At 71.2% G+C, this 19626-nt stretch carries 16 protein-coding genes; 10 read left to right on the plus strand and 6 right to left on the minus strand.

Going from position 1 to position 19626, the window contains the following annotated elements; translation table 11 throughout:
- Positions 1–65: 65 nt before the first annotated feature.
- The 6 genes from OG984_RS29285 to OG984_RS29310 form a co-directional block, all read right to left on the minus strand.
- Complete coding sequence (locus OG984_RS29285; protein ID WP_328529602.1) at positions 66–1196, minus strand: glycerate kinase; 1131 nt, start codon at positions 1194–1196, stop codon at positions 66–68.
- Positions 1196–2047, minus strand: coding sequence for a sugar phosphate isomerase/epimerase family protein (locus OG984_RS29290; RefSeq protein ID WP_328529603.1), 852 nt, complete (start codon positions 2045–2047; stop codon positions 1196–1198). The genes OG984_RS29285 and OG984_RS29290 overlap by 1 nt, the downstream gene beginning before the upstream one ends.
- Positions 2044–3228 (minus strand): dihydrodipicolinate synthase family protein, encoded by a 1185-nt coding sequence (locus OG984_RS29295; protein WP_328529604.1) that lies wholly within the window; start codon positions 3226–3228, stop codon positions 2044–2046. Before OG984_RS29295 ends, OG984_RS29290 begins: the two co-directional genes overlap by 4 nt.
- Positions 3225–4376 carry a Gfo/Idh/MocA family protein gene (locus tag OG984_RS29300; protein WP_328529605.1) on the minus strand — a complete coding sequence of 384 codons (1152 nt, stop codon included), beginning with the start codon at positions 4374–4376 and terminating at the stop codon, positions 3225–3227. Before OG984_RS29300 ends, OG984_RS29295 begins: the two co-directional genes overlap by 4 nt.
- A gap of 256 nt (positions 4377–4632) precedes the next feature.
- Positions 4633–5655, minus strand: coding sequence for a LacI family DNA-binding transcriptional regulator (locus tag OG984_RS29305; protein ID WP_328529606.1), 1023 nt, complete (start codon positions 5653–5655; stop codon positions 4633–4635).
- Positions 5656–5899: 244 nt separating this feature from the next.
- Positions 5900–6946 carry a LacI family DNA-binding transcriptional regulator gene (locus tag OG984_RS29310; protein ID WP_328529607.1) on the minus strand — a complete coding sequence of 349 codons (1047 nt, stop codon included), beginning with the start codon at positions 6944–6946 and terminating at the stop codon, positions 5900–5902.
- 137 nt (positions 6947–7083) lie between these two features.
- On the opposite strand from OG984_RS29310, the gene OG984_RS29315 reads away from it, so the two are divergent.
- The 10 genes from OG984_RS29315 (at position 7084) to OG984_RS29360 (ending at position 19623) form a co-directional block, all read left to right on the plus strand.
- Positions 7084–7422 (plus strand): L-rhamnose mutarotase, encoded by a 339-nt coding sequence (locus OG984_RS29315; protein ID WP_328529608.1) that lies wholly within the window; start codon positions 7084–7086, stop codon positions 7420–7422.
- 192 nt (positions 7423–7614) lie between these two features.
- Positions 7615–8784: an L-rhamnose isomerase gene (gene rhaI, locus OG984_RS29320; protein WP_328529609.1), complete on the plus strand. Its 1170-nt coding sequence runs from the start codon at positions 7615–7617 to the stop codon at positions 8782–8784.
- Between the two features lie 134 nt (positions 8785–8918).
- Positions 8919–10949, plus strand: coding sequence for a bifunctional aldolase/short-chain dehydrogenase (locus OG984_RS29325; protein WP_328529610.1), 2031 nt, complete (start codon positions 8919–8921; stop codon positions 10947–10949).
- 127 nt (positions 10950–11076) lie between these two features.
- Positions 11077–12546 (plus strand): rhamnulokinase, encoded by a 1470-nt coding sequence (locus OG984_RS29330; RefSeq protein ID WP_328529611.1) that lies wholly within the window; start codon positions 11077–11079, stop codon positions 12544–12546.
- A 23-nt stretch (positions 12547–12569) separates the two neighbouring features.
- Positions 12570–15662 (plus strand): glycosyl hydrolase, encoded by a 3093-nt coding sequence (locus tag OG984_RS29335; protein WP_328529612.1) that lies wholly within the window; start codon positions 12570–12572, stop codon positions 15660–15662.
- 53 nt (positions 15663–15715) lie between these two features.
- Complete coding sequence (locus tag OG984_RS29340) at positions 15716–15937, plus strand: helix-turn-helix domain-containing protein (protein WP_328529613.1); 222 nt, start codon at positions 15716–15718, stop codon at positions 15935–15937.
- A 34-nt stretch (positions 15938–15971) separates the two neighbouring features.
- The gene (locus tag OG984_RS29345) at positions 15972–16727 is read left to right on the plus strand and encodes a (Fe-S)-binding protein (protein WP_328529614.1); all 756 of its coding nucleotides are present in this window, start codon (positions 15972–15974) and stop codon (positions 16725–16727) included.
- Positions 16724–18157 (plus strand): lactate utilization protein B, encoded by a 1434-nt coding sequence (locus OG984_RS29350; protein WP_328529615.1) that lies wholly within the window; start codon positions 16724–16726, stop codon positions 18155–18157. Before OG984_RS29345 ends, OG984_RS29350 begins: the two co-directional genes overlap by 4 nt.
- Positions 18154–18762, plus strand: coding sequence for a LutC/YkgG family protein (locus OG984_RS29355; RefSeq protein ID WP_328529616.1), 609 nt, complete (start codon positions 18154–18156; stop codon positions 18760–18762). The genes OG984_RS29350 and OG984_RS29355 overlap by 4 nt, the downstream gene beginning before the upstream one ends.
- A gap of 18 nt (positions 18763–18780) precedes the next feature.
- On the plus strand, positions 18781–19623 hold the full coding sequence (locus OG984_RS29360) for a hypothetical protein (RefSeq protein WP_328529617.1): 843 nt from the start codon (positions 18781–18783) through the stop codon (positions 19621–19623).
- Positions 19624–19626: the final 3 nt, after the last annotated feature.

Genomic DNA, 19626 nt, shown 5'->3' on the forward strand with positions numbered 1-19626 from the left:
GTAACACGCTGTTCGTAGGACTACTCGCCCTATCAGAACGACCGGGTAGACCTACGAACGACGTGTTACACGAGTCCGCCGCCGAGCTGTGTGAGCAGCTCGGCGGCGTTCGTCATGCAGCGCTCGGGGTCCGGCTCGAGGTCGGTCAGCGCGCGGACCGTGGTGGCTCCGGCCTGCTCGGCCTCAGCGGAGGAGAGGGTGGTGCGGCCGCACAGGACGGCGGCGGGGATGCCGCGCCTCGCCGCCGCCTCGAGTACGCCGAGCGGGGCCTTGCCGGACAGGGTCTGGTGGTCGAACGAACCCTCGCCGGTGACCACCAGGTCGGCGCCGACCAGGGCCTCGTGGAAGCCGACCAGGTCGAGGAGGAGGTGGACGCCCCGCTCGACCCGGCCGCCCAGCACCGCGAGCGCGGCGAACCCGACGCCCCCGGCCGCGCCTGCACCAGGGGTGTCGGCCGGTGCGGCGCGGTCGAGAGCGTCGGAGACGAGGGAGGCGTACGTCGTCAGCGACGCCTCGAGGATGGCCTGTTCTTCAGGGCCGGCGCCCTTCTGCGCGGAGAAGGTGGCGACCGCGCCGCGGGGGCCGAGGAGCGGGTTGTCGACGTCGCAGGCGACCACGATCTCCGTCTCCCGCAGGCGTGGGTCGAGGCCGTCGAGGTCGACGCATGCCAGGTCCTGGAGAGCCGCGCCACCTTCCGCGAGCTCGGCCCCGGAGGCGTCGAGGAGGCGTACGCCGAGGGCGCGGAGCATCCCCGCGCCGCCGTCGTTGCTGGCACTGCCGCCCAGACCGATGACGACCGTGCGGCCGCCGCCGTCGACGGCGGCGAGCATGGCCTCACCCAGCCCACGGGAGGAGGCGGTGAGCGGGGCCAGCCGGTCGCCGGGCAGCCGCAGCAGCCCGCAGGTGTCGGCCAGTTCGACGACCGCCAGGTCGCCGCGGACGGCGTAGTGCGCCGCCACCGGCTCGAGCGTCGGACCGGCGACCGTCACCGGGACCAGGCGGAAGCCGGCGCCGGCCAGCGCCGCCACGGTGCCGTCGCCGCCGTCGGCGATCGGCACGATGCGTACCTCTGTCTCGGGGTTCGCCGCGAGGATCCCGGCGGCGACCGCCTCGTCGACCTCGCGGGCGGTCAGGGAGCCCTTGAACTTGTCGCAGGCGACCACGACGACCCGACCGTCAGGCTGGTGGACGGCCATCACAGGTGGGGGAGGACGAGGTCGCGGTAGCGCTGCGCCATGGTGGCGAGCACCTCGTCGGGGTCGGCGGCCCAGACCGCCTCGTTGAAGATCTCGACCTCGACGTCGCCGGTGTAGCCGGTCTCGGCGACCATCCGGGTGATCGAGGCGAAGTCGATGACCCCGTCGCCCATCATCCCGCGGGCGAGCAGCGCGTCGGCGGGGATCGGCAGGTTGAAATCGCAGACCTGGTACGCCGCGATCCGCCGCTCCTCGCCCGCGCGAGCCACCTGGGCGGCGAGGTCGGGGTCCCAGAACACGTGGAAGGTGTCGACGACGACCGCGACCGCGTCGACCGGGTGCGGCGCCGCCAGGTCGAGCGCCTGGCCGAGGGTGGAGATGACCGCCCGGTCGGCGACGTACATCGGATGGAGCGCCTCCAGGACGAGCCTCACGCCGGCGGCCTGGGCGTAGGGGGCGAGCTCGGCCAGCCGCTCGGCAACCCGCTCCCTGGCCCCGGCCAGGTCGACGTCGCCCTCGGGGAGGCCGCCGACGACCATCACCAGCGCGTCGGTGCCCAGGGTCGCGGCCTCGTCGACCGCCCGTTTGTTGTCCGCGAGCGCTTCCGCGATCCCGGCTGGATCAGACGCGGTCAGGAACCCGCCGCGGCAGAGCGAGGAGACGCGCAGGCCGGCGTCGCGTACGAGCTTGGTGGCCTTCTCCACCCCGGCCTCGTGGACGCGGTCGCGCCACAGTCCCAGCGCCGGGATACCGGCGCGAGCGGCGCCGTCGACAGCCTCGGCGAGGGTCCAGGAGTTCGTGGTCTTGGTGTTGAGCGAGAGCCGCTCGAGCCCGGTGGCATGGTCGGTCACTGATCGACTCCTTGCACGGTGAGGAAGGCGCGCATGCGTGCGGCCGCGAGGTCGGGGCTGGTCAGCAGGCCGGCCGCGTCGGCGAGCCGGAAGACCTCGGCCAGGTGGGGCACCGAGCGGCCGGCGTGCAGGCCGCCGGCCATCGAGAAGGCCGGCTGGTGGCCGTTCAACCAGGAGAGGAACGCGATCCCGGTCTTGTAGTAGTAGGTCGGTGCTTCGAAGATCTTCCGGCCGAGCGCCTGGGTGCTCTCCAGCAGCTGCCGGGCGGTGTCGGGGTCGTCGTCATCCAGCGCCTGCAGCGCGGCCGAGGCGGCCGGGTAGATCGCCGCGAAGATGCCGAGCAGCGCGTGCGAGAACTCGCCCTCGCCCGTTCCCTCACCGACGATCAGCTCGGGATAGTTGAAGTCGTCCCCGGTGTAGAGCCGTACGCCGCCGGGCAGCGCCCGGCGCAGCCCGACCTCGTGCTCGGCGTCGAGGAGCGAGACCTTGACCCCGTCGACCTTGCCGGGCCGGGCCCGGATGATGTCGAGGAAGGTCTGGGTCGCCTCCTCGACCGACGGGGAGCCCCAGTAGCCCGCCAGTGCCGGGTCGAACATGTCGCCCAGCCAGTGCAGGATGACCGGGCTGTCGGCCTCGTCGAGCAGGGTCGCGTAGACCTCGGCGTAGTCATCGGCGTCGCGGGCGACCTTGGCCAAGGCACGCGAGGCCATCACGATCGTGGTCGCCCCGGTGTCGGCGACGACCTTCATCTGCTCGCGGTAGGCGTCGATGACGGTGTCCAGACCTTGACGACCCTCGGGGACGGCGGACAGGACGAGCTGGTCGGTGCCGGCGCCGCAGGCGATCGAGCCGCCCACGGTCGCCGCCTCGGCGGCCGAGCGGCGGATCAGCTCGGCCGCGGCGGTCCAGTCCACGCCCATGCCACGCTGGGCGGTGTCCATCGCCTCCGCGACGCCGAGACCGTAGGACCACAGCTCGTGCCGGTAGGCCAGGGTGCGGTCCCAGTCGATGTCCGCGGCGGCGCCGGGCACGTTCTCGGCCAGGGTGCGGGGGACGACGTGGGCGGCGGCGTAGGCGGTGCGGGAGGTGAACGGCGCGGTGGGCCTCGTCCACTCCGTGGGGTCTGCGAGGGTGTAGAGCTCGATGCCGCCGTCGGGCAGGGGGAGACGTACGGAGGTCACAGCTCGATCTCTCCGAGCTCGACCCGACGTCCCTCGGCCGAGGAGGTGAGCCCGGCCTCGGCGAGCCGTAGGCCGCGGACGCCGGCCATGAAGTCGTAGGGGTGGTCGCCGTCGCCCTCGACGTAGCGGATGAACTGCTCCCACTGCGCCTTGAAGCCGTTGTCGAAGGGCTGGTTGTCGGGGACCTCGTTCCAGAGCTCACGGAACCGGATCGACTCGACGAGATCCGGGTTCCAGACCGGCTTCGGGGTCAGGTTGCGGTCCTGGGTGACGCAATGGTGCAGGCCGGCGACGGCGGAGCCGTGGGTGCCGTCGACGTGGAACTCGACCAGCTCGCCGCGGTTGACCCTGGTCGCCCACGAGGAGTTGATCTGGGCGATGATCCCGCCCTCCAGCTCGAAGATGCCGTAGGCGGAGTCGTCAGCGGTGGCTGCGTACGCGTTGCCCTGCTCGTCCCAGCGCTCCGGGATGTGGGTGACGACCTTGGCGGTGACGGCCTCGACCTTGCCGAAGAGGTTCTCCAGGACGTAGTTCCAGTGGGGGAACATGTCGACGGTGATCCCGCCGCCGTCCTCCTTGCGGTAGTTCCAGCTCGGCCGCTGGGAGGGCTGCAGATCGCCCTCGAAGACCCAGTAGCCGAACTCGCCGCGCACGCTGAGGATGCGGCCGAAGAACCCCGACTCGACCAGGCGGCGCAGCTTCAGCAGGCCGGGCAGGTAGAGCTTGTCGTGGACGACGCCGCTTTTCACGCCTTTGTCCGCGGCGAGGCGGGCGAGGCGCAGCGATCCCTCGACGTCGTCGGCGATCGGCTTCTCTGTGTAGACGTGCTTGCCGGCCGCGATCGCCTTGCTGATGGCGGCCTCGCGGACGTTGGTCAGCTGCGAGTCGAAGTAGACCGTGTCCTCGGCGTTGCCCAGGGCCTCGTCGAGATCGGTCGTCCAACGGTCCAGACCATGCTCCTTGGCGATGTCCTGGAGCTTCTCGGCATTGCGACCGACGAGGATCGGGTCGGGCTGGATCAGGGTGCCGTCGGAGAGCTCCACGCCGCCCTGCTCCTGGATCGCCAGGATGCTCCGCACCAGGTGCTGGCGGTAGCCCATCCGCCCGGTGACGCCGTTCATGATGATGCCGAGCCGTCGTGTGGCCATGTGAGGGTCCTCGTCTGCTGGAGTGCCGGAAAAGCGGTGGGGGAAAGCGCTTTCCCGGTACGGTAGGACAAATGTGATGCCCGTCGCAAGAGGCGCGTTCCGTCAGGCGTACGCCGAGTCGGCGCGTCTGTCTCGGTTCGGAGCGCCGACTCGGCCCGATCCAGCGGGACTGTTGCGCCGACTCGGCACGCGTCAGTGGGGCAGTTGCGCCGACTCGGCACGCGTCAGTGGGGCAGTTGCGCCGACTCGCGCCGGGCTAGGTGCGTGGGGGAGTGCTCTCCCGCAGCACGACCTCGCCGTGTACGGACTGCTTGCGGATCTCCGCCGACGGCTCGCCGAGCACGAGCTCGAGAGCCAGCCGGCCGATGTCGGCCAGGGGGAGACGTACGGTGGTCAGCCCCGGTGTCACGTCTCGCAGTGTCGCGATGTCGTCGAAGCCCGCGACGGCCAGGTCCTTCCCGACGTCCACGCCGGCCTGACGGCAGGCGGCCAGGGCGCCGACGGCCATCAGGTCGTTGACCGCGAAGACGCAGTCGACCTCGGGGCCGTCCTCGAGGAGTCGGGACATCGCCCGGTGTCCGCCGTCACGGCTGAACTCGTCGGCGACGTAGCCCGGCTTCGAGCCGGCCGCTTCCAGCCATCCCTCCGCGAAGCCGGCGTGCCGCTCGGCCGAGACCAGCAGGTCCTCGGGCCCGGTGAGCACCGCGGCGCGGCGGTAGCCGAGGCCGACCAGCCGCTCCGCCAATGCCTTGGCGCCGCCGTGGTTGTCGATCACGACGGTGTCGACCGGCAGGCGCGGCTGGCTGACCGCGGCCGCGCGGCCGCCGCCATCGACGTAGGAGGTCAGCAGGCCGGCGACCTCGCGGGTGTGGCGTACGTCGGCCGTGTCGCTACCCGCCAGCACGATCGCCCGGCTCCGCTGGCGCCGCAGGGCGGCCAGGAACTTCTTCTCCCGCTCAGGCTGACCGCCGGTGTTGCACAGCATCACCAGCAGGCCGTGCTTCTCGGCCTCGTCGGCCAGGCCGCCGGCGATCGTGGAGAAGTAGGGGTCGGAGATGTCCTTGACCAGCAGTCCGACCGTCTCGGTCGAGCCGCGCGCCATCGCCTGGGCGTTGGCGTTGGGCGTGTAGCCGAGCTTGTTCGCCGCCGCCAGGACGCGCTCCTGCAGCTCAGGGCGCACCACCCGGTCGCTCCCGTTCAGCGCGCGCGACGCGGTCGCCAGCGAGACCCCCGCCTCGCGGGCGACGTCGCTCAGCGTCGCTGCGCGTTCTCCGGCCAACTGACTCTCCTTAGGCTTCCGCTCCTGGAGCCTATGGCATCCGACGATGACGTACGCCGCGCTTCGTGTCTCCTCCAGATGTCCCGCGTCACCCGACGACTCGGTGCATCTGTCCCGCGCCAGCCCGTCGAGTCGGCGCGTCTGTCCCGGAGTCTTGGGACAGATGAGCCGACTCGGCGCGGAATGGCGGGACATTCGCGCCGACTCGACACTTCGGCCCGGGACAGATGCGCCGAGTGGGCGGTCAGGAGGGGCGGCCGAGGGTGGAGGCGCGGGCGACGAGCTCGGGGGTGAAGACGACCTGCTCGTGCTTGTGGGCGGGGTTGCCGACCTCGTCGAGGAGCAGCTCGGCGGCGCGGCGGCCGAGGTCCTGGCGGGGCTGGCGTACGGAGGTGAGGGGCACGGCCGCGGCAGCAGCGAACTCGATGTCGTCGTAGCCGACGATCGCCAGGTCGCCGGGTACGGTCCGGCCGCCGGAGATCGTCTGCTGGAGCAGCCCTAGCGCGAGCAGATCATTGGCGCAGAACGCGGCGGTGGGGCGGCGGCGGGCCGGCAGTCCGACGAGCCGCTCGCCGGCGGCGCGGCCGCAGGCGACGGTCGGAGCCTCGCAGGAGAGCGTGATCAGGTCCTCGGGCGGGAGACCGGCCTCGGCCCAGGCCTGCCGGGCGCCCTCGCCGCGGTCGCGGACCTGTCCGATCGACTCCGGCCCCCCGACGTACGCCACCCGCTTGTGGCCTGCGTCGATGAGGTGCTCCACGGCCAGCCGCCCGCCGAGGACGTCGTCGACGGCGACGGAGCAGAACGACGAGCCCGCTCGGGTGCGGTCGACGATGACGACCGGGGTGCCGCGCTCGCGCAGCTGGTCGATCTGCGGATCGTCCGGGTCGACCGGAGTGATCAGGATGCCCTGGACCCGCTGCTGCTGCAGGTGAGCCAGGTGGGCGCCCTCGCGGGCCGAGCGCCCGTCACTGTTGCACAGAAACAGGGAGAGGCCGGCCGCCTCGGCGGCCAGCTCGATGCCGCGGGCGACGTCGGTGAAGAACGGGTTGCCGGCGTCGAGCATGACGTAGGCGAGCGACTGGGTGCTGCCGGTGCGCAGCGAGCGCGCGGACTCGTTGCGTACGAAGCCCAGCTCGGCCATCGCGCGCTCGACACGCTCGCGGGTCGTCCGGCTGACCCGGTCGGGGCGGTTGAGCACGTTGGACACCGTGCCTAGGGAGACGCCGGCGGTGGCCGCGACGTCCTTGACCGAGGCGCTGCGCGGTGTGCCCGCACCTGGGGTGATCGCCACCTGGGCTCCTTCCTGAAACGTTCAATCGCAGCATAGGCCGTGGGCGGCGCTGTGACGAGGAAGGACGCTACCGGGATTGACCGGTGTCGGACATGCTCATTAGCGTCCGTGCCTAAATCGTTTCATCGGAGGTTGTCATGGAGCGCGTCTGCTTCCAGCTGCAGGTCAAGTCCGAGCGCATCGAGGAGTACAAGCGGCGCCACGCCGCCGTCTGGCCCGAGATGCTCCAGGCGCTGGCGGAGACCGGGTGGCACAACTACTCCCTGTTCCTCCGTCCCGACGGCCTGCTGATCGGCTATGTCGAGACGCCATCCATCGAGGCGGCTCAGGCAGGGATGGCCGCGACCGAGGTCAACGCCCGCTGGCAGGCCGAGATGGCGGAGTTCTTCGAGGACCTCGACGGCGTCGCCCCCGACGAGGGCTTCCTCCGCCTCGAGGAGGTCTTCCATCTCGAGGATCAGCTCGGTCGCGACTGAATGCCTCGCCGAGTCGGCTCGTTCTGACGCGCCGACTCGGCGACGTTCGTGGTCGGGACGCGTCGACTCGGCGACGGTCGGCGAAACTGAAACGCGACGAAAGCCAGCCTCCTCTTGACGCGAGTGACGTGCGCCACTAACGTCGGATGCGCGCTTTGAAACCTTTCAACTCGCAGATAGAGAGGCTCTCCGATGACGACGTTCGACCAGATCTCGGGCGACCTGGCCGCCCTCGAGATCGAGGTCCCCTCGTGGGCCTACGGAAACTCGGGGACCCGGTTCAAGGTCTTCGGCACCCCGGGCACGCCGCGCACCCCCGAGGAGAAGATCGCCGACGCCGCGACCGTCCACCGCTTCACCGGCCTGGCGCCGAGCGTCGCGCTGCACATCCCGTGGGACAAGGTCGACGACTACGCCGCCCTGCGCGCCCACGCAGAGGACCAGGGGATCGCGCTCGGCACGATCAACTCGAACACCTTCCAGGACGACGACTACAAGCTCGGTGCGCTCACCCACACCGACGCCAAGATCCGGCAGAAGGCGATCGACCACCACTTCGAGTGCATCGAGGTGATGAACGCGACCGGCTCGCGCGACCTGAAGATCTGGCTCGCCGAGGGCTCCAACTACCCCGGTCAGGCCGACATGCGCGGCCGCCAGGACCGGCTCGCCGAGTCCCTCGCCACGATCTACGAGCGCCTCGGCGAGGACCAGCGCCTCGTCCTCGAGTACAAGTTCTTCGAGCCGGCGTTCTACCACACCGACGTCCCCGACTGGGGCACCTCGTTCGCCCAGGTCAACACCCTCGGCGAGCGGGCCGTCGTCTGCCTCGACACCGGCCACCACGCGCCCGGCACCAACATCGAGTTCATCGTGATGCAGCTGCTGCGGCTGGGGAAGCTCGGCTCGTTCGACTTCAACAGCCGCTTCTACGCCGACGACGACCTGATCGTCGGTGCGGCGGATCCGTTCCAGCTCTTCCGGATCCTCGTCGAGGTGGTCCGCGGCGGCGGCTTCAAGCCGGTGAAGGACGGCGGCGTCGCCTTCATGCTCGACCAGTGCCACAACATCGAGAAGAAGATCCCGGGCCAGATCCGCTCCGTGCTCAACGTCCAGGAGATGACCGCACGGGCGCTCCTGCTCGACACCGATGCTCTCGCCCGGGCGCAGGAGGACGGCGACGTACTCCTGGCCAACGAGATCTTCATGGACGCCTTCTACACCGACGTACGCGCCGACCTCGGCGGGTGGCGTGAGGACCGTGGCCTGCCCGCGGACCCGATGCGCGCCTACCTCGCCAGCGGCTACCAGGAACAGATCGAGGCCGCCCGAGTCGGCGGCACCCAGGCGGGCTGGAGCTGAATGTTCGTCAAGGTACGCAGCCCAGCCATCACTCCCCATGCGGAACTCCGCGTGGGAAGCGACTGCTCGGCTGCATACCTAGACGAACAGCGCCCGGGCCCCACGCGACCCCACACCAAGAAACAAGGGAAGCAATGACGACTGCAGAAGACCTGATCGCGCGCTCGAACCGTCTCGGCGCGGATCCGAAGAACACCAACTACGCCGGCGGCAACACCTCCGCCAAGGGCACCGCGACCGACCCGGTGACCGGCCAGGACGTCGAGCTGCTCTGGGTGAAGGGGTCCGGCGGTGACCTCGGCACGCTGAAGGAGAGCGGCCTGGCGGTGCTCCGGCTCGACCGGATGCGCGCGCTGGTCGACGTCTACCCGGGCGTCGAGCGCGAGGACGAGATGGTCGCCGCGTTCGACTACTGCCTGCACGGCAAGGGCGGCGCGGCGCCGTCGATCGACACCGCCATGCACGGCCTGGTCGACGCCGCCCACGTCGACCACCTCCACCCCGACTCCGGCATCGCGATCGCGACGGCCGCCGACGGCGAGGCGCTGACCACGACGATCTTCGGCGATCAGGTCGTCTGGGTGCCGTGGCGTCGACCCGGCTTCCAGCTCGGTCTCGACATCGCCGAGATCAAGGCGAAGAACCCGCAGGCGGTCGGCTGCATCCTCGGTGGCCACGGCATCACCGCATGGGGCGACACGTCCGAGGAGGCCGAGAAGAACTCGCTGTGGATCATCGACACCGCGGCCGCCTACATCGAGGAGCACAGCAAGGCGGAGCCGTTCGGTTCCGCGCTGGAGGGCTACGCGGCCCTCCCGGAGCAGGAGCGGCGTACGAAGGCAGCGGCTCTCGCTCCCACGATCCGTGGCATCGCCTCGGCGGACCAGCCGATGGTCGGCCACTTCAACGACTCCGAGGTGGTCCTCGACTTCCTGGCCAGCGAGGCTCACCCGCGTCTGGCCGAACTCGGCACCTCGTGCCCCGACCACTTCCTGCGCACCAAGGTGAAGCCGCTGGTCCTCGACCTCCCGGCCAACGCGACCGTCGAGGAGAGCGTCGCCCGGCTGAAGGAGCTCGCGGTGACCTACCGCGAGGACTACCAGGCCTACTACGACAGGCACAAGGACGCGAACAGCCCCGCGATCCGCGGCAAGGACCCGCTCATCGTCCTGGTCCCCGGCGTCGGCATGTTCTCCTTCGGCAAGAACAAGCAGACCGCACGGGTGGCGGGGGAGTTCTATGTCAACGCGATCAACGTGATGCGCGGCGCCGAGGGGCTTTCCACGTACGCCCCGATCGACGAGTCGGAGAAGTTCCGGATCGAGTACTGGGCGCTGGAGGAGGCCAAGCTCCAGCGGATGCCCGCCCCCAAGCCCCTGGCGACCCGGGTCGCGCTCGTCACCGGCGCCGCCTCCGGGATCGGCAAGGCGACCGCGAAGCGGCTAGCCGCAGAGGGTGCCTGCGTCGTGATCGCCGACCTCGACCTCGCCAAGGCCGAGGCCGCCGCCGCCGAGATCGGGAACAGTGATGTGGCCGTCGGCCTCGCCGCCGACGTCTCCGACGAGGCCGCCGTACAGGCGATGTTCGACGCCGCGGTCCTCGCCTTCGGCGGTGTCGACCTGGTCGTCAACAACGCCGGCCTGTCGCTGTCGAAGTCGCTGCTGGAGACCACCGAGCGCGACTGGGACCTCCAGCACGACGTGATGGCCAAGGGCTCGTTCCTGGTCTCCAAGGCCGCCGCCAAGGTGCTCATCGAGCAGGAGATGGGTGGCGACATCGTCTACATCTCCTCGAAGAACTCGCTCTTCGCCGGCCCCAACAACGTCGCCTACGGTGCCGCGAAGGCCGACCAGGCCCACCAGGTCCGGCTGCTGGCGGCCGAGCTCGGCGAGCACGGCATCAAGGTCAACGGGATCAACCCCGACGGCGTCGTCCAGGGCTCCGGCATCTTCGCCGGCGGCTGGGGCGCCAAGCGCGCCGAGGTCTACGGCGTCAAGGAGGAGGAGCTCGGCAAGTTCTACGCCCAGCGCACCCTGCTCAAGCGCGAGGTGCTCCCGGAGAACATCGCCAACGCCGTCTTCGTGCTCTGCGGACCGGACCTGACCCACACGACCGGTCTGCACGTGCCCGTCGACGCCGGCGTCGCGGCGGCGTTCTTGCGATGAGTGGGTCACGCATGTTCATCAAGGTATGCAGCCGACCCGATGCTTCCCAAGCGGAGCTCCGCGTGGGAAGCGCAGGTTGGTCTGCATACCTTGACGAACCGACGCCGCCGACCCCGAGGAGCCACCCGTGACCGTACGCGTCGCCGCGGTCGACCTGGGCGCCACCTCCGGCCGCGTGATGTCCGGCCGGATCGGTGGCGACCGGGTCGAGCTCGACGAGATGCACCGCTTCCCGAACGGAGCGGTACGCGTCCGCGGCTCGCTCTTCTGGGACGTGCTCGGCATCCACCGCGAGGTGCTCGCGGGCATCCGGGAGGTCGCCCGGACCGGGCCGTTGCACGGCATCGGGATCGACGCCTGGGCCATCGACCACGGGCTGCTCGACCACGACGGCCAGCTGCTCGGCCAGGTCTTCAGCCACCGCGACGCCCGCGTCGAGGGGATCGCCGAGAAGGTGGTCGCCCAGCTCGGCGCGAGCAGGCTCTACGCCACCACCGGCATCCAGCAGCTCCCGTTCAACACGATCTACCAGCTCGCCGCGGCACGAGGGACCGCCGTCCTCGACTCCGCCGAGACGATGCTGCTGCTGCCGGACCTGCTCGGTTACTGGCTGACCGGTGCCATCGGCGCGGAACGCACCAACGCCTCGACCACCCAGCTCTACGACGTCCGCCAGGGCGTCTGGGCGGTCGACCTGTGCCAGGAGCTCGGGCTTCCCGAAGGGATCCTCCCTCCCCTTCGGGACCCGGGCTCCCTCCTCGGCCCGCTGCTGCCCGACGTCGCCGAGGATCTGGGGGCATCCGCCGACGTGCCCGTGGTCGCGGTGGGCTCTCACGACACCGCCTCGGCGGTCGTCGCGGTCCCCGCGGAGACCCGGGACTTCGCCTACATCTCCTCGGGCACCTGGTCGCTGGTCGGCCTCGAGCTCGACGGTCCGGTGCTCACCGAGGAGGCCCGGCTCGCCGACTTCACCAACGAGGTCGGCGTCGACGGCACCATCCGGTTCCTCAAGAACGTGATGGGCCTGTGGGTCCTGTCCGAGTCGCTGCGGTCTTGGAGCGAGCGGCGCTACCAGGGCGCCGAGCTGGGCGCTCTGCTCGCCGCCGCGGCGGAGCTCGAGCCGCTGCGTACGGTGGTCGACATCAACGACTCGCGGCTGCTCTTCCCGAGCACCTCGGCCGACCCGATGCCGGAGCGGATCGCCGCGCTCGCCGCCGAGTCCGACGAGGCGATCCCGCACTCGCCGGCCGCCATGACCCGCTGCATCCTCGACAGCCTCGCTGTCGCCTACCGCCGCCACGTCCGCACCGCCGCCGCGCTCGCGGGCACCTCGCCCGAGGTCGTCCATGTCGTCGGCGGTGGCTCTCAGAACGAGCTGCTCTGCCAGCTCACCGCCGACGCCTGCGGCCTGCCGGTCCTCGCCGGTCCGGTCGAGGCAGCCGCACTCGGCAACGTCCTGGTCCAAGGCAGGTCCCTCGGGGCCGACCTGCCCGGCCTGCCCGGGATGCGGGATCTCGTCCGCCGCTCCTACGACGTACGCCGCTTCGAGCCGCGCGACGGCCTCGACTGGGCCGCCGCCGAGGCCCGTATCCCCTGACCCAGCCCACCCCGAAGGCCCCCATGACTGACTTCCTCACCAACCCCCGGCTCAGCCGTCGCGCGCTCTTCGGCGCCGCGGCCGCCACCCTCGGCACCGCCGCCGTCGCCGGCGCGGCCGACACCATCCCCGCGCAGGCCGCCGAAGCCGCGGTCCCCGCCGGCCTCCCGGACGCCTTCACGAAGGCCTTCCGCAAGCCCGGCACCGCCACCGCCGCCGGCTTCCGCTGGTGGTGGCCGCACGGCCTCGTCGACCCCGTCGAGATCGCCCGCGAGGTCGACCAGGTCGCCGACGCCGGCTTCGGGGTGCTGGAGGTCGCCGACGTCACCCACAGCCTGCGCGCCCGCAACATCGAGATCGACGTCGCGACGTACGGCTGGGGGAGTGCCCCGTGGGTGGCCGGTGTGAAGGCGGCGCTCGCCCAGGCCGCGAAGCGAGGCGTACGTGTCGACGTCACGGTCGGTCCCTCCTGGCCCGCCGCGGTCCCGACGATCACTCCGGACGACGACGCGGCCTGCACCGAGCTGGTGCACGGGCAGGCGATGGTCACCGCCGGCTCGACCTATGACGCCGCCTTGCCCGAGCCCGTGGTCGAGCCCGCATCGGCGGTCACCCGCGTCGAGCTGGTCACGGTGCAGGCCCACCGCGTCACCGGCTACGTACGCGACCGCAACAACAACATCACCAGCACGATCCTCGACCCGGCGTCCTACGTCGACCTGAGCGGCGAGACCGACGGCGAGCACCTCACCTGGACCGCCCCGGCCGAGCCGGTTGGTGCCACCTGGGTCCTGCTCGTCACCTGGCGTCGCGGCTCGGGCCAGGAGCCCGAGGCCGGTCCGCACACCTCGCCGCGCGCCTACGTCGTCGACCACTTCAGCCGCCGGGGAGCGCAGAAGGTGATCGACCTGTGGCAGGACCGCGTCCTCGACGGCGAGCTGCGGACCCTGCTCCGGAAGGCCGGCGGCTACCTCTTCGAGGACTCGCTGGAGATCGAGACCGAGGCGACGATCTGGACCCGCGACTTCCTCGAGGAGTTCGAGGCGAAGCACGGCTACGACCTGCGGCCGTGGCTCCCGTTCGTGCTGGAGAAGGACGAGAAGTACCAGTTCTCCCTGGCCGCGGCCGACCCCACGACCGCGGACAGCCTGCGCACCAACGAGATCCGCGACGACTACAACATCGTCCTCTCCGACCTCTACCGCGACCAGCACCTGCGCCCGATGCAGGAGTTCGCGCGGTCGCTGGGCATGGGCATCCGGATCCAGCCCTACGGCCTGGAGACGGACACCATGCAGCACGCGGCGGTGGTCGACGTCCCGGAGACCGAGTCGCTCGGCTTCAAGAACCTCGACGACTACCGCGTCATGGCGGCCGGTCGCGACCTCGCCGGCCACACGGTCCTCTCCTGCGAGGCGATCTGCTACAACGGCGCGGCCTACAACACCACCTGGGGCGCCAACGGGACCAGCCCCACCGCGCAGAACCAGGCGCTGTTCACCATCAACAGCATCTTCGCCGCCGGCGTCAACCAGCTGATGGTCCACGGCTTCCCCTACGCGAAGGCCCCCGGCGTCACCTGGCCGGGCTTCGCCGCCTTCTCGCCCTACTACAACAACGCCATCGGCTTCGGCGAGGCCTGGGGACCGCGCACGCCGCAGTGGCAGCACGTCCCCGGCATCGCCGCCTACCTCGCCCGCACCCAGCTGGTCCTGCAGACCGGCACCCCCAAGTACGACGTCGCCTTCTGGCGGCACAAGGGCTGGGCCTCCACCGGCATCGGCCCGCAGTGGATCACCAACAACGGCACCAAGCTCGGCTGGTCGCACTCCTTCGTGAGCGCCTCGCTGCTCGCGCTCGACGGCGTCGACTTCGCCGACGGCCGGCTGGCGCCGGAGGGACCGGCCTACAAGGCCGTGGTCATCGGCCCCGACAACCTGCGCGGGAACGCGTTCACGATGGACGTCGACGGGGCGAAGCGGCTGCTCGCGCTCGGCCGCAAGGGCCTGCTGATCGTGCTCATCGGCGACTGGTCGCAGGTGACGGCCGCCGGCCGCGACGACGCGGCGGCGACCGCCGAGGTCCGTACGCTGATGGCCCAGGTCGGCGCCCTGCCGACCACCCGCACCGTCCCCGAGGCCGAGGTCGGCAACGCGCTGGCCGCTCTCGGTGTCGTACGCGACGTCGAGCACGCCGACTCCACGGTCATGCACGTCCGCCGGGTCGATGGCGACGTCGACCTCTACTACCTCGCCAACGCGAGGCATGCCGAGAACCGGCGGCTCAACCCGGTGCAGCAGGACGTCTGGCTGACCGCCACCGACCGCGCCGCCGTGCCGTGGCTGCTGGACGCGTGGACCGGCCGGGTCACCCGGATCGCCGGCTACGAGCGGGCCGGTGACCGGGTCCGGGTCCGGGTCGAGTTCGTCCCGGGCCAGTCCACCGTGGTCGCCCTCGCGGCCCCGGGCGCGGGCGTGGCCCGCTCCGTACTCCCCGTCGCCACCGCTGGTCAGGCCGTGGTGGCGCGGGGCGCCAACGTCGCGCTCCGCACGACGACCGCCGGCAGCTTCGAGCTCACCGAAGCCGGCGGACGCACCGTGAGCGTCGCCGTCGACAGGGTCCGCGAGCCCGTGGTGCCGACGTCGTGGAGCCTCGAGCTCGAGGACTGGAAGCCGGCGAACCCGGCCGACCCGAAGGACCTCACCACCACGAAGGAGATCGTCGCGCGGGACCTCGCTGAGCTGCAGTCCTGGTCGAAGGTCGCCGGGCTCGAGGACGTCTCCGGTATCGGCCGCTACCGCACGACCGTCGACCTCGGCACCGACTGGACCGCGGAGGACGGCGCCCACCTGGAGCTCGGCGAGGTCAACGACACCTTCCGCGTCCGCGTCAACGGCGAGCTGCTGCCGCCGTGCGATCCGATGGACCCGGTCGTCGACCTCGGCCACACGCTCGTCGCCGGTTCCAACACTATCGAGGTCGAGGTCGCCTCGACACTGCTCAACCGGCTGCGCACCGTGACCCCGTCGGTCTACGGCGTGGCGGCCCGGCAGAGCTACGGGCTCGCCGGACCGGTCCGGCTGGTGCCCTACGTCGAGAAGGTGGTCGCCGGATGAGCACCGTGCTGCTCCGCGCATCGGGCAGCGTCATGCTGAGACAGGAGTGAATCGTGGCAGCCTCGGGCGGCGTACGTCCTTCCACCGACCTTCCCAAGGACGAGGTGGAGGTGCTGGCGCTGTTCGCCCGGGGCTACACGATCGAGCGGATCGCGCGGGAGCTGGGGGTCTCCGAGCGCACCGTGCGGCGGCGGCTGCGAGCGGCGGCCGACGCGCTCGGAGCGGGGACGAGCGTTGAGGCGGTCGTGCGGGCCGTACGCGCCGGACTCATCTGATTTGATGGCAACACCGACGAAGGAGGCATGCCGGATGCGAGTCGCGCTGATGGTCACCTGCATCAACGACGCGCTCTACCCGAGCACCGGGCAGGCGGTCGTACGCCTCCTGCGCCGGCTGGGCGTCGAGGTCGACTTCCCGCTGGCACAGACCTGCTGTGGGCAGCCGATGGTCAACACCGGCTATCTGGACGAGGCGGTCCCGGTGGTGCGTACGTTCGTGGACGCCTTCGCCGGCTACGACGCCGTCGTGACCCCGTCCGGATCGTGCGCAGGCTCGGCGCGGCACCAGCACTCGATCGTGGCCCGCCGCTCCGGCGACGCGGCCCTTCAGGAGGCCGTCGCGGAGGTCGGACCGAAGGTCTACGAGCTCTCCGAGTTCCTCATCGACGTCCTGAAAGTGACCGACGTCGGCGCCTACTACCCGCACCGGGTGACCTACCACCCGACCTGCCACTCGCTGCGGATGCTCGGGGTGGGGGACCGGCCGCGCCGGCTGCTCGAGGCGGTCCGGGGGATCCGGCTCGTGGATTTGCCCGGCGCCGACCAGTGCTGCGGCTTCGGCGGCACGTTCGCGGTCAAGAACGCCGACACCTCGGTCGCGATGGGCGCCGACAAGGCCCGCCACATCCGCGAGACCGGCGCCGAGATCGTGGTCGCCGGCGACAACTCCTGCCTGACCCACATCGGCGGCGTGCTCTCCCGGCAACGCTCGGGCGTACGCACGGTCCATCTCGCCGAGATCCTCGCCTCGACCGAGGCGGGCTCGATCGAAAGGACGCTGCGATGAGTGGCACCTTCGTCGGCATGCCGGCCTTCCCCACCGCCGCGCGCGAGGCCCTCGCCGACTCCCAGCTGCGCCACAACCTCGCCCACGCGACCGGCACCATCCGCGCCAAGCGGGCCAGGGTCGTCGCCGAGGTCGAGGACTGGGAGGAGCTGCGCCTGGCCGGCGCCGCGGTCAAGGAGCGCGCGCTGCTGGATCTCGACACCCAGCTCGTACGCCTCGAGGAGACCCTCACCGCCAACGGCGCCACCGTCCACTGGGCCCGCGACGCTGCCGAGGCCAACGCGATCGTCGCCTCGATCGCCAAGGCTCACGCCGCCCAGGAGGTGGTGAAGGTCAAGTCGATGGTGACCCAGGAGATCGGGCTCAACGAGGCGCTCGCCGAGGAGGGAATTGCGGCCTGGGAGACCGACCTGGCCGAGCTGATCGTGCAGCTCGGCGACGACCTGCCGTCGCACATCCTGGTGCCGGCGATCCACCGCAACCGCGCCGAGATCCGGGAGATCTTCCGCTCCAGGATGGCGGCCGCGGGCCGTCCGGCGCCGGCCGACCTCACCGACGAGCCCGCCGTCCTCGCCGCCGCGGCCCGGGAGCACCTGCGCGAGAAGTTCCTGCGTGCCAAGGTCGGGATCTCCGGCGCCAACTTCGCGGTCGCCGAGACCGGCACCCTGGTCGTGGTCGAGTCCGAGGGCAACGGCCGGATGTGCCTGACCCTGCCCGAGGTGCTCGTCTCGGTGGTCGGCATCGAGAAGGTCGTCTCCCGCTGGGAGGATCTCGACCCTCTGCTGAGGCTGCTGCCCAGGTCCTCGACCGGCGAGCGGATGAACCCCTACACCTCGACCTGGAGCGGGATCACCCCTGGCGACGGCCCGCAGGAGGTCCACGTCGTCCTGCTCGACAACGGCCGCACCCGCGCGCTCGCCGACGAGGTCGGCCGGCAGGCGCTGCGCTGCATCCGCTGCTCGGCCTGCCTCAACGTCTGCCCGGTCTACGAGCGCACCGGCGGGCATGCGTACGGCTCGGTCTACCCGGGCCCGATCGGCGCCATCCTCAACCCGCTGCTCAAGGGGGTGGGCCACGACGACCAGGTCGACTCGCTGCCCTACGCCTCCTCGCTGTGCGGCGCCTGCTTCGAGGTCTGCCCGGTACGCATCGACATCCCCTCCGTCCTGGTCGACCTGCGCGCCCAGGTGGTCGACGCCCACCGAGGCGGCGTGCCGAAGCCGGAGGCCGCGGCGATGAAGGGCGCGGCGTACGTCCTGGGGCGCTCGCGCCGCCTGTCCGCCCTCGAGCGCCTCACCGGTCTCGGGATGCGCTTCGCGCGCCGCTTCGGCCCCACCGCCTGGACCGGCGCGCGCGACCTGCCCGACGCGCCGGGGGAAAGCTTCCGGGCCTGGTGGCAACGTACGAACGGCGGAAAGGACGACGCATGACCGACGCCCGCACCGAGATCCTCGCCCGGGTCCGCGAGGCACTTGCCGGCTCGGCGGTCGAGCCCGCCGAGACCCCGGCGCCGAGGGACCTCGCGCCCGTCGCCGCCCCCGAGGTCATCGACCTCTTCGCCGAGCGCGTGGCCGACTACCGTGCCGTGGTCGAGCGCTGCCGAGCCGACGAGATCCAGGACCGCATCGCCGCCGCGCTCCCGGCCGGTCAGGTCGTCGTACCGCCCGGCCTGTCGGTCCATGTCCCCGGCGCCGTCGTCGACGACGGCACCCTGACCGCCGCGGAGCTGGACCGGATCGCGGCCGTCGTCACCGAGGCCCGCATCGGCATCGCCGAGACCGGCACGATCGTCCTCGACCACGCCCCCGACCAGGGCCGCCGGGCGATCTCCCTGGTCCCCGACACCCACCTCTGCGTGGTCCGCGAGGACCAGGTGGTCGCCGACGTCCCCGACGCGATCGCCGTCCTGGACCCGGCCCGCCCGCAGACCTGGATCAGCGGCCCCTCGGCCACCAGCGACATCGAGCTCGACCGCGTCGAGGGCGTGCACGGCCCCCGCACCCTCCACGTCCTGGTGGTCGCCACCGACCGGTGACTTCGCTAACCTGCCGCAGTGCGCCGAATCGCCGCGCTGGCCGCGGTTCTCCTGATCGGGTCGATGCCGGCCGCCTGCGGCACGGACGAGCCGCAGAAGACCGCATGGCCCGACGGGCTGACCGCATACCTCGACCAGACCCGGCTGCAGCGCAACACCGGTGAGGCGTTCGTACGCCTCGTCAACGACACCGGCTCCTCGATCGAGGTCTCGCGCCTCGAGGTGAGCAGCGACCGGTTCCGGGCCCGATGGAAGGGCTCGGAACCGGTCGACCCCGAGATGGACTTCGACTTCGACATGCCACGCGGACAGTGCGGCGAGGGCGGTGACGCCGACCTGACGATCACCTGGCGCAAGACAGGCGAGGCAGGGGAGTGGCGCACCAGCACCGGCACCGCCGAGGACAGGTACGCCAACATCGACCGTCTCCTCGACCGCGACTGCGCCGAGCGCACCCTGACCGAGGCCGCAGAGATCACCGTCGGCGAGCCCCGCGTCGAAGGCGAGGGCAAGCAGAGCGTCTTCGTCCTCCCGGTCACCTTCGCCCCGACGGAGAAGGCTCCGGAGGTCACCTTCGCCGGCTGGGAGGGCACCGTCCTCTTCCAGCTCGCCGCCGAGACACCGACCTGGCCGCGTTCGGCGCCGCGCCCGATGACCGGCGAGCCGACCACGCTGGAGCTTCGGGTCCTGCCTGCCCGATGCGACCCGCACGCCCTGGCCGACGACAAGGTCGGCAGCCTCTTCCGGGTCCACGTCGGTGGTCCAGGCATTCCCGAGGAGGCGGCCTACTTCCTGCCGCTCAGCAAGCCGCAGAAGGCGGCGCTCTACGACTTCCTGCCCGGCCACTGCGGCTGGGAGTGAGGC

The sequence above is a fragment of the Nocardioides sp. NBC_00368 genome, from assembly GCF_036090055.1.
Lineage (GTDB): Bacteria > Actinomycetota > Actinomycetes > Propionibacteriales > Nocardioidaceae > Nocardioides.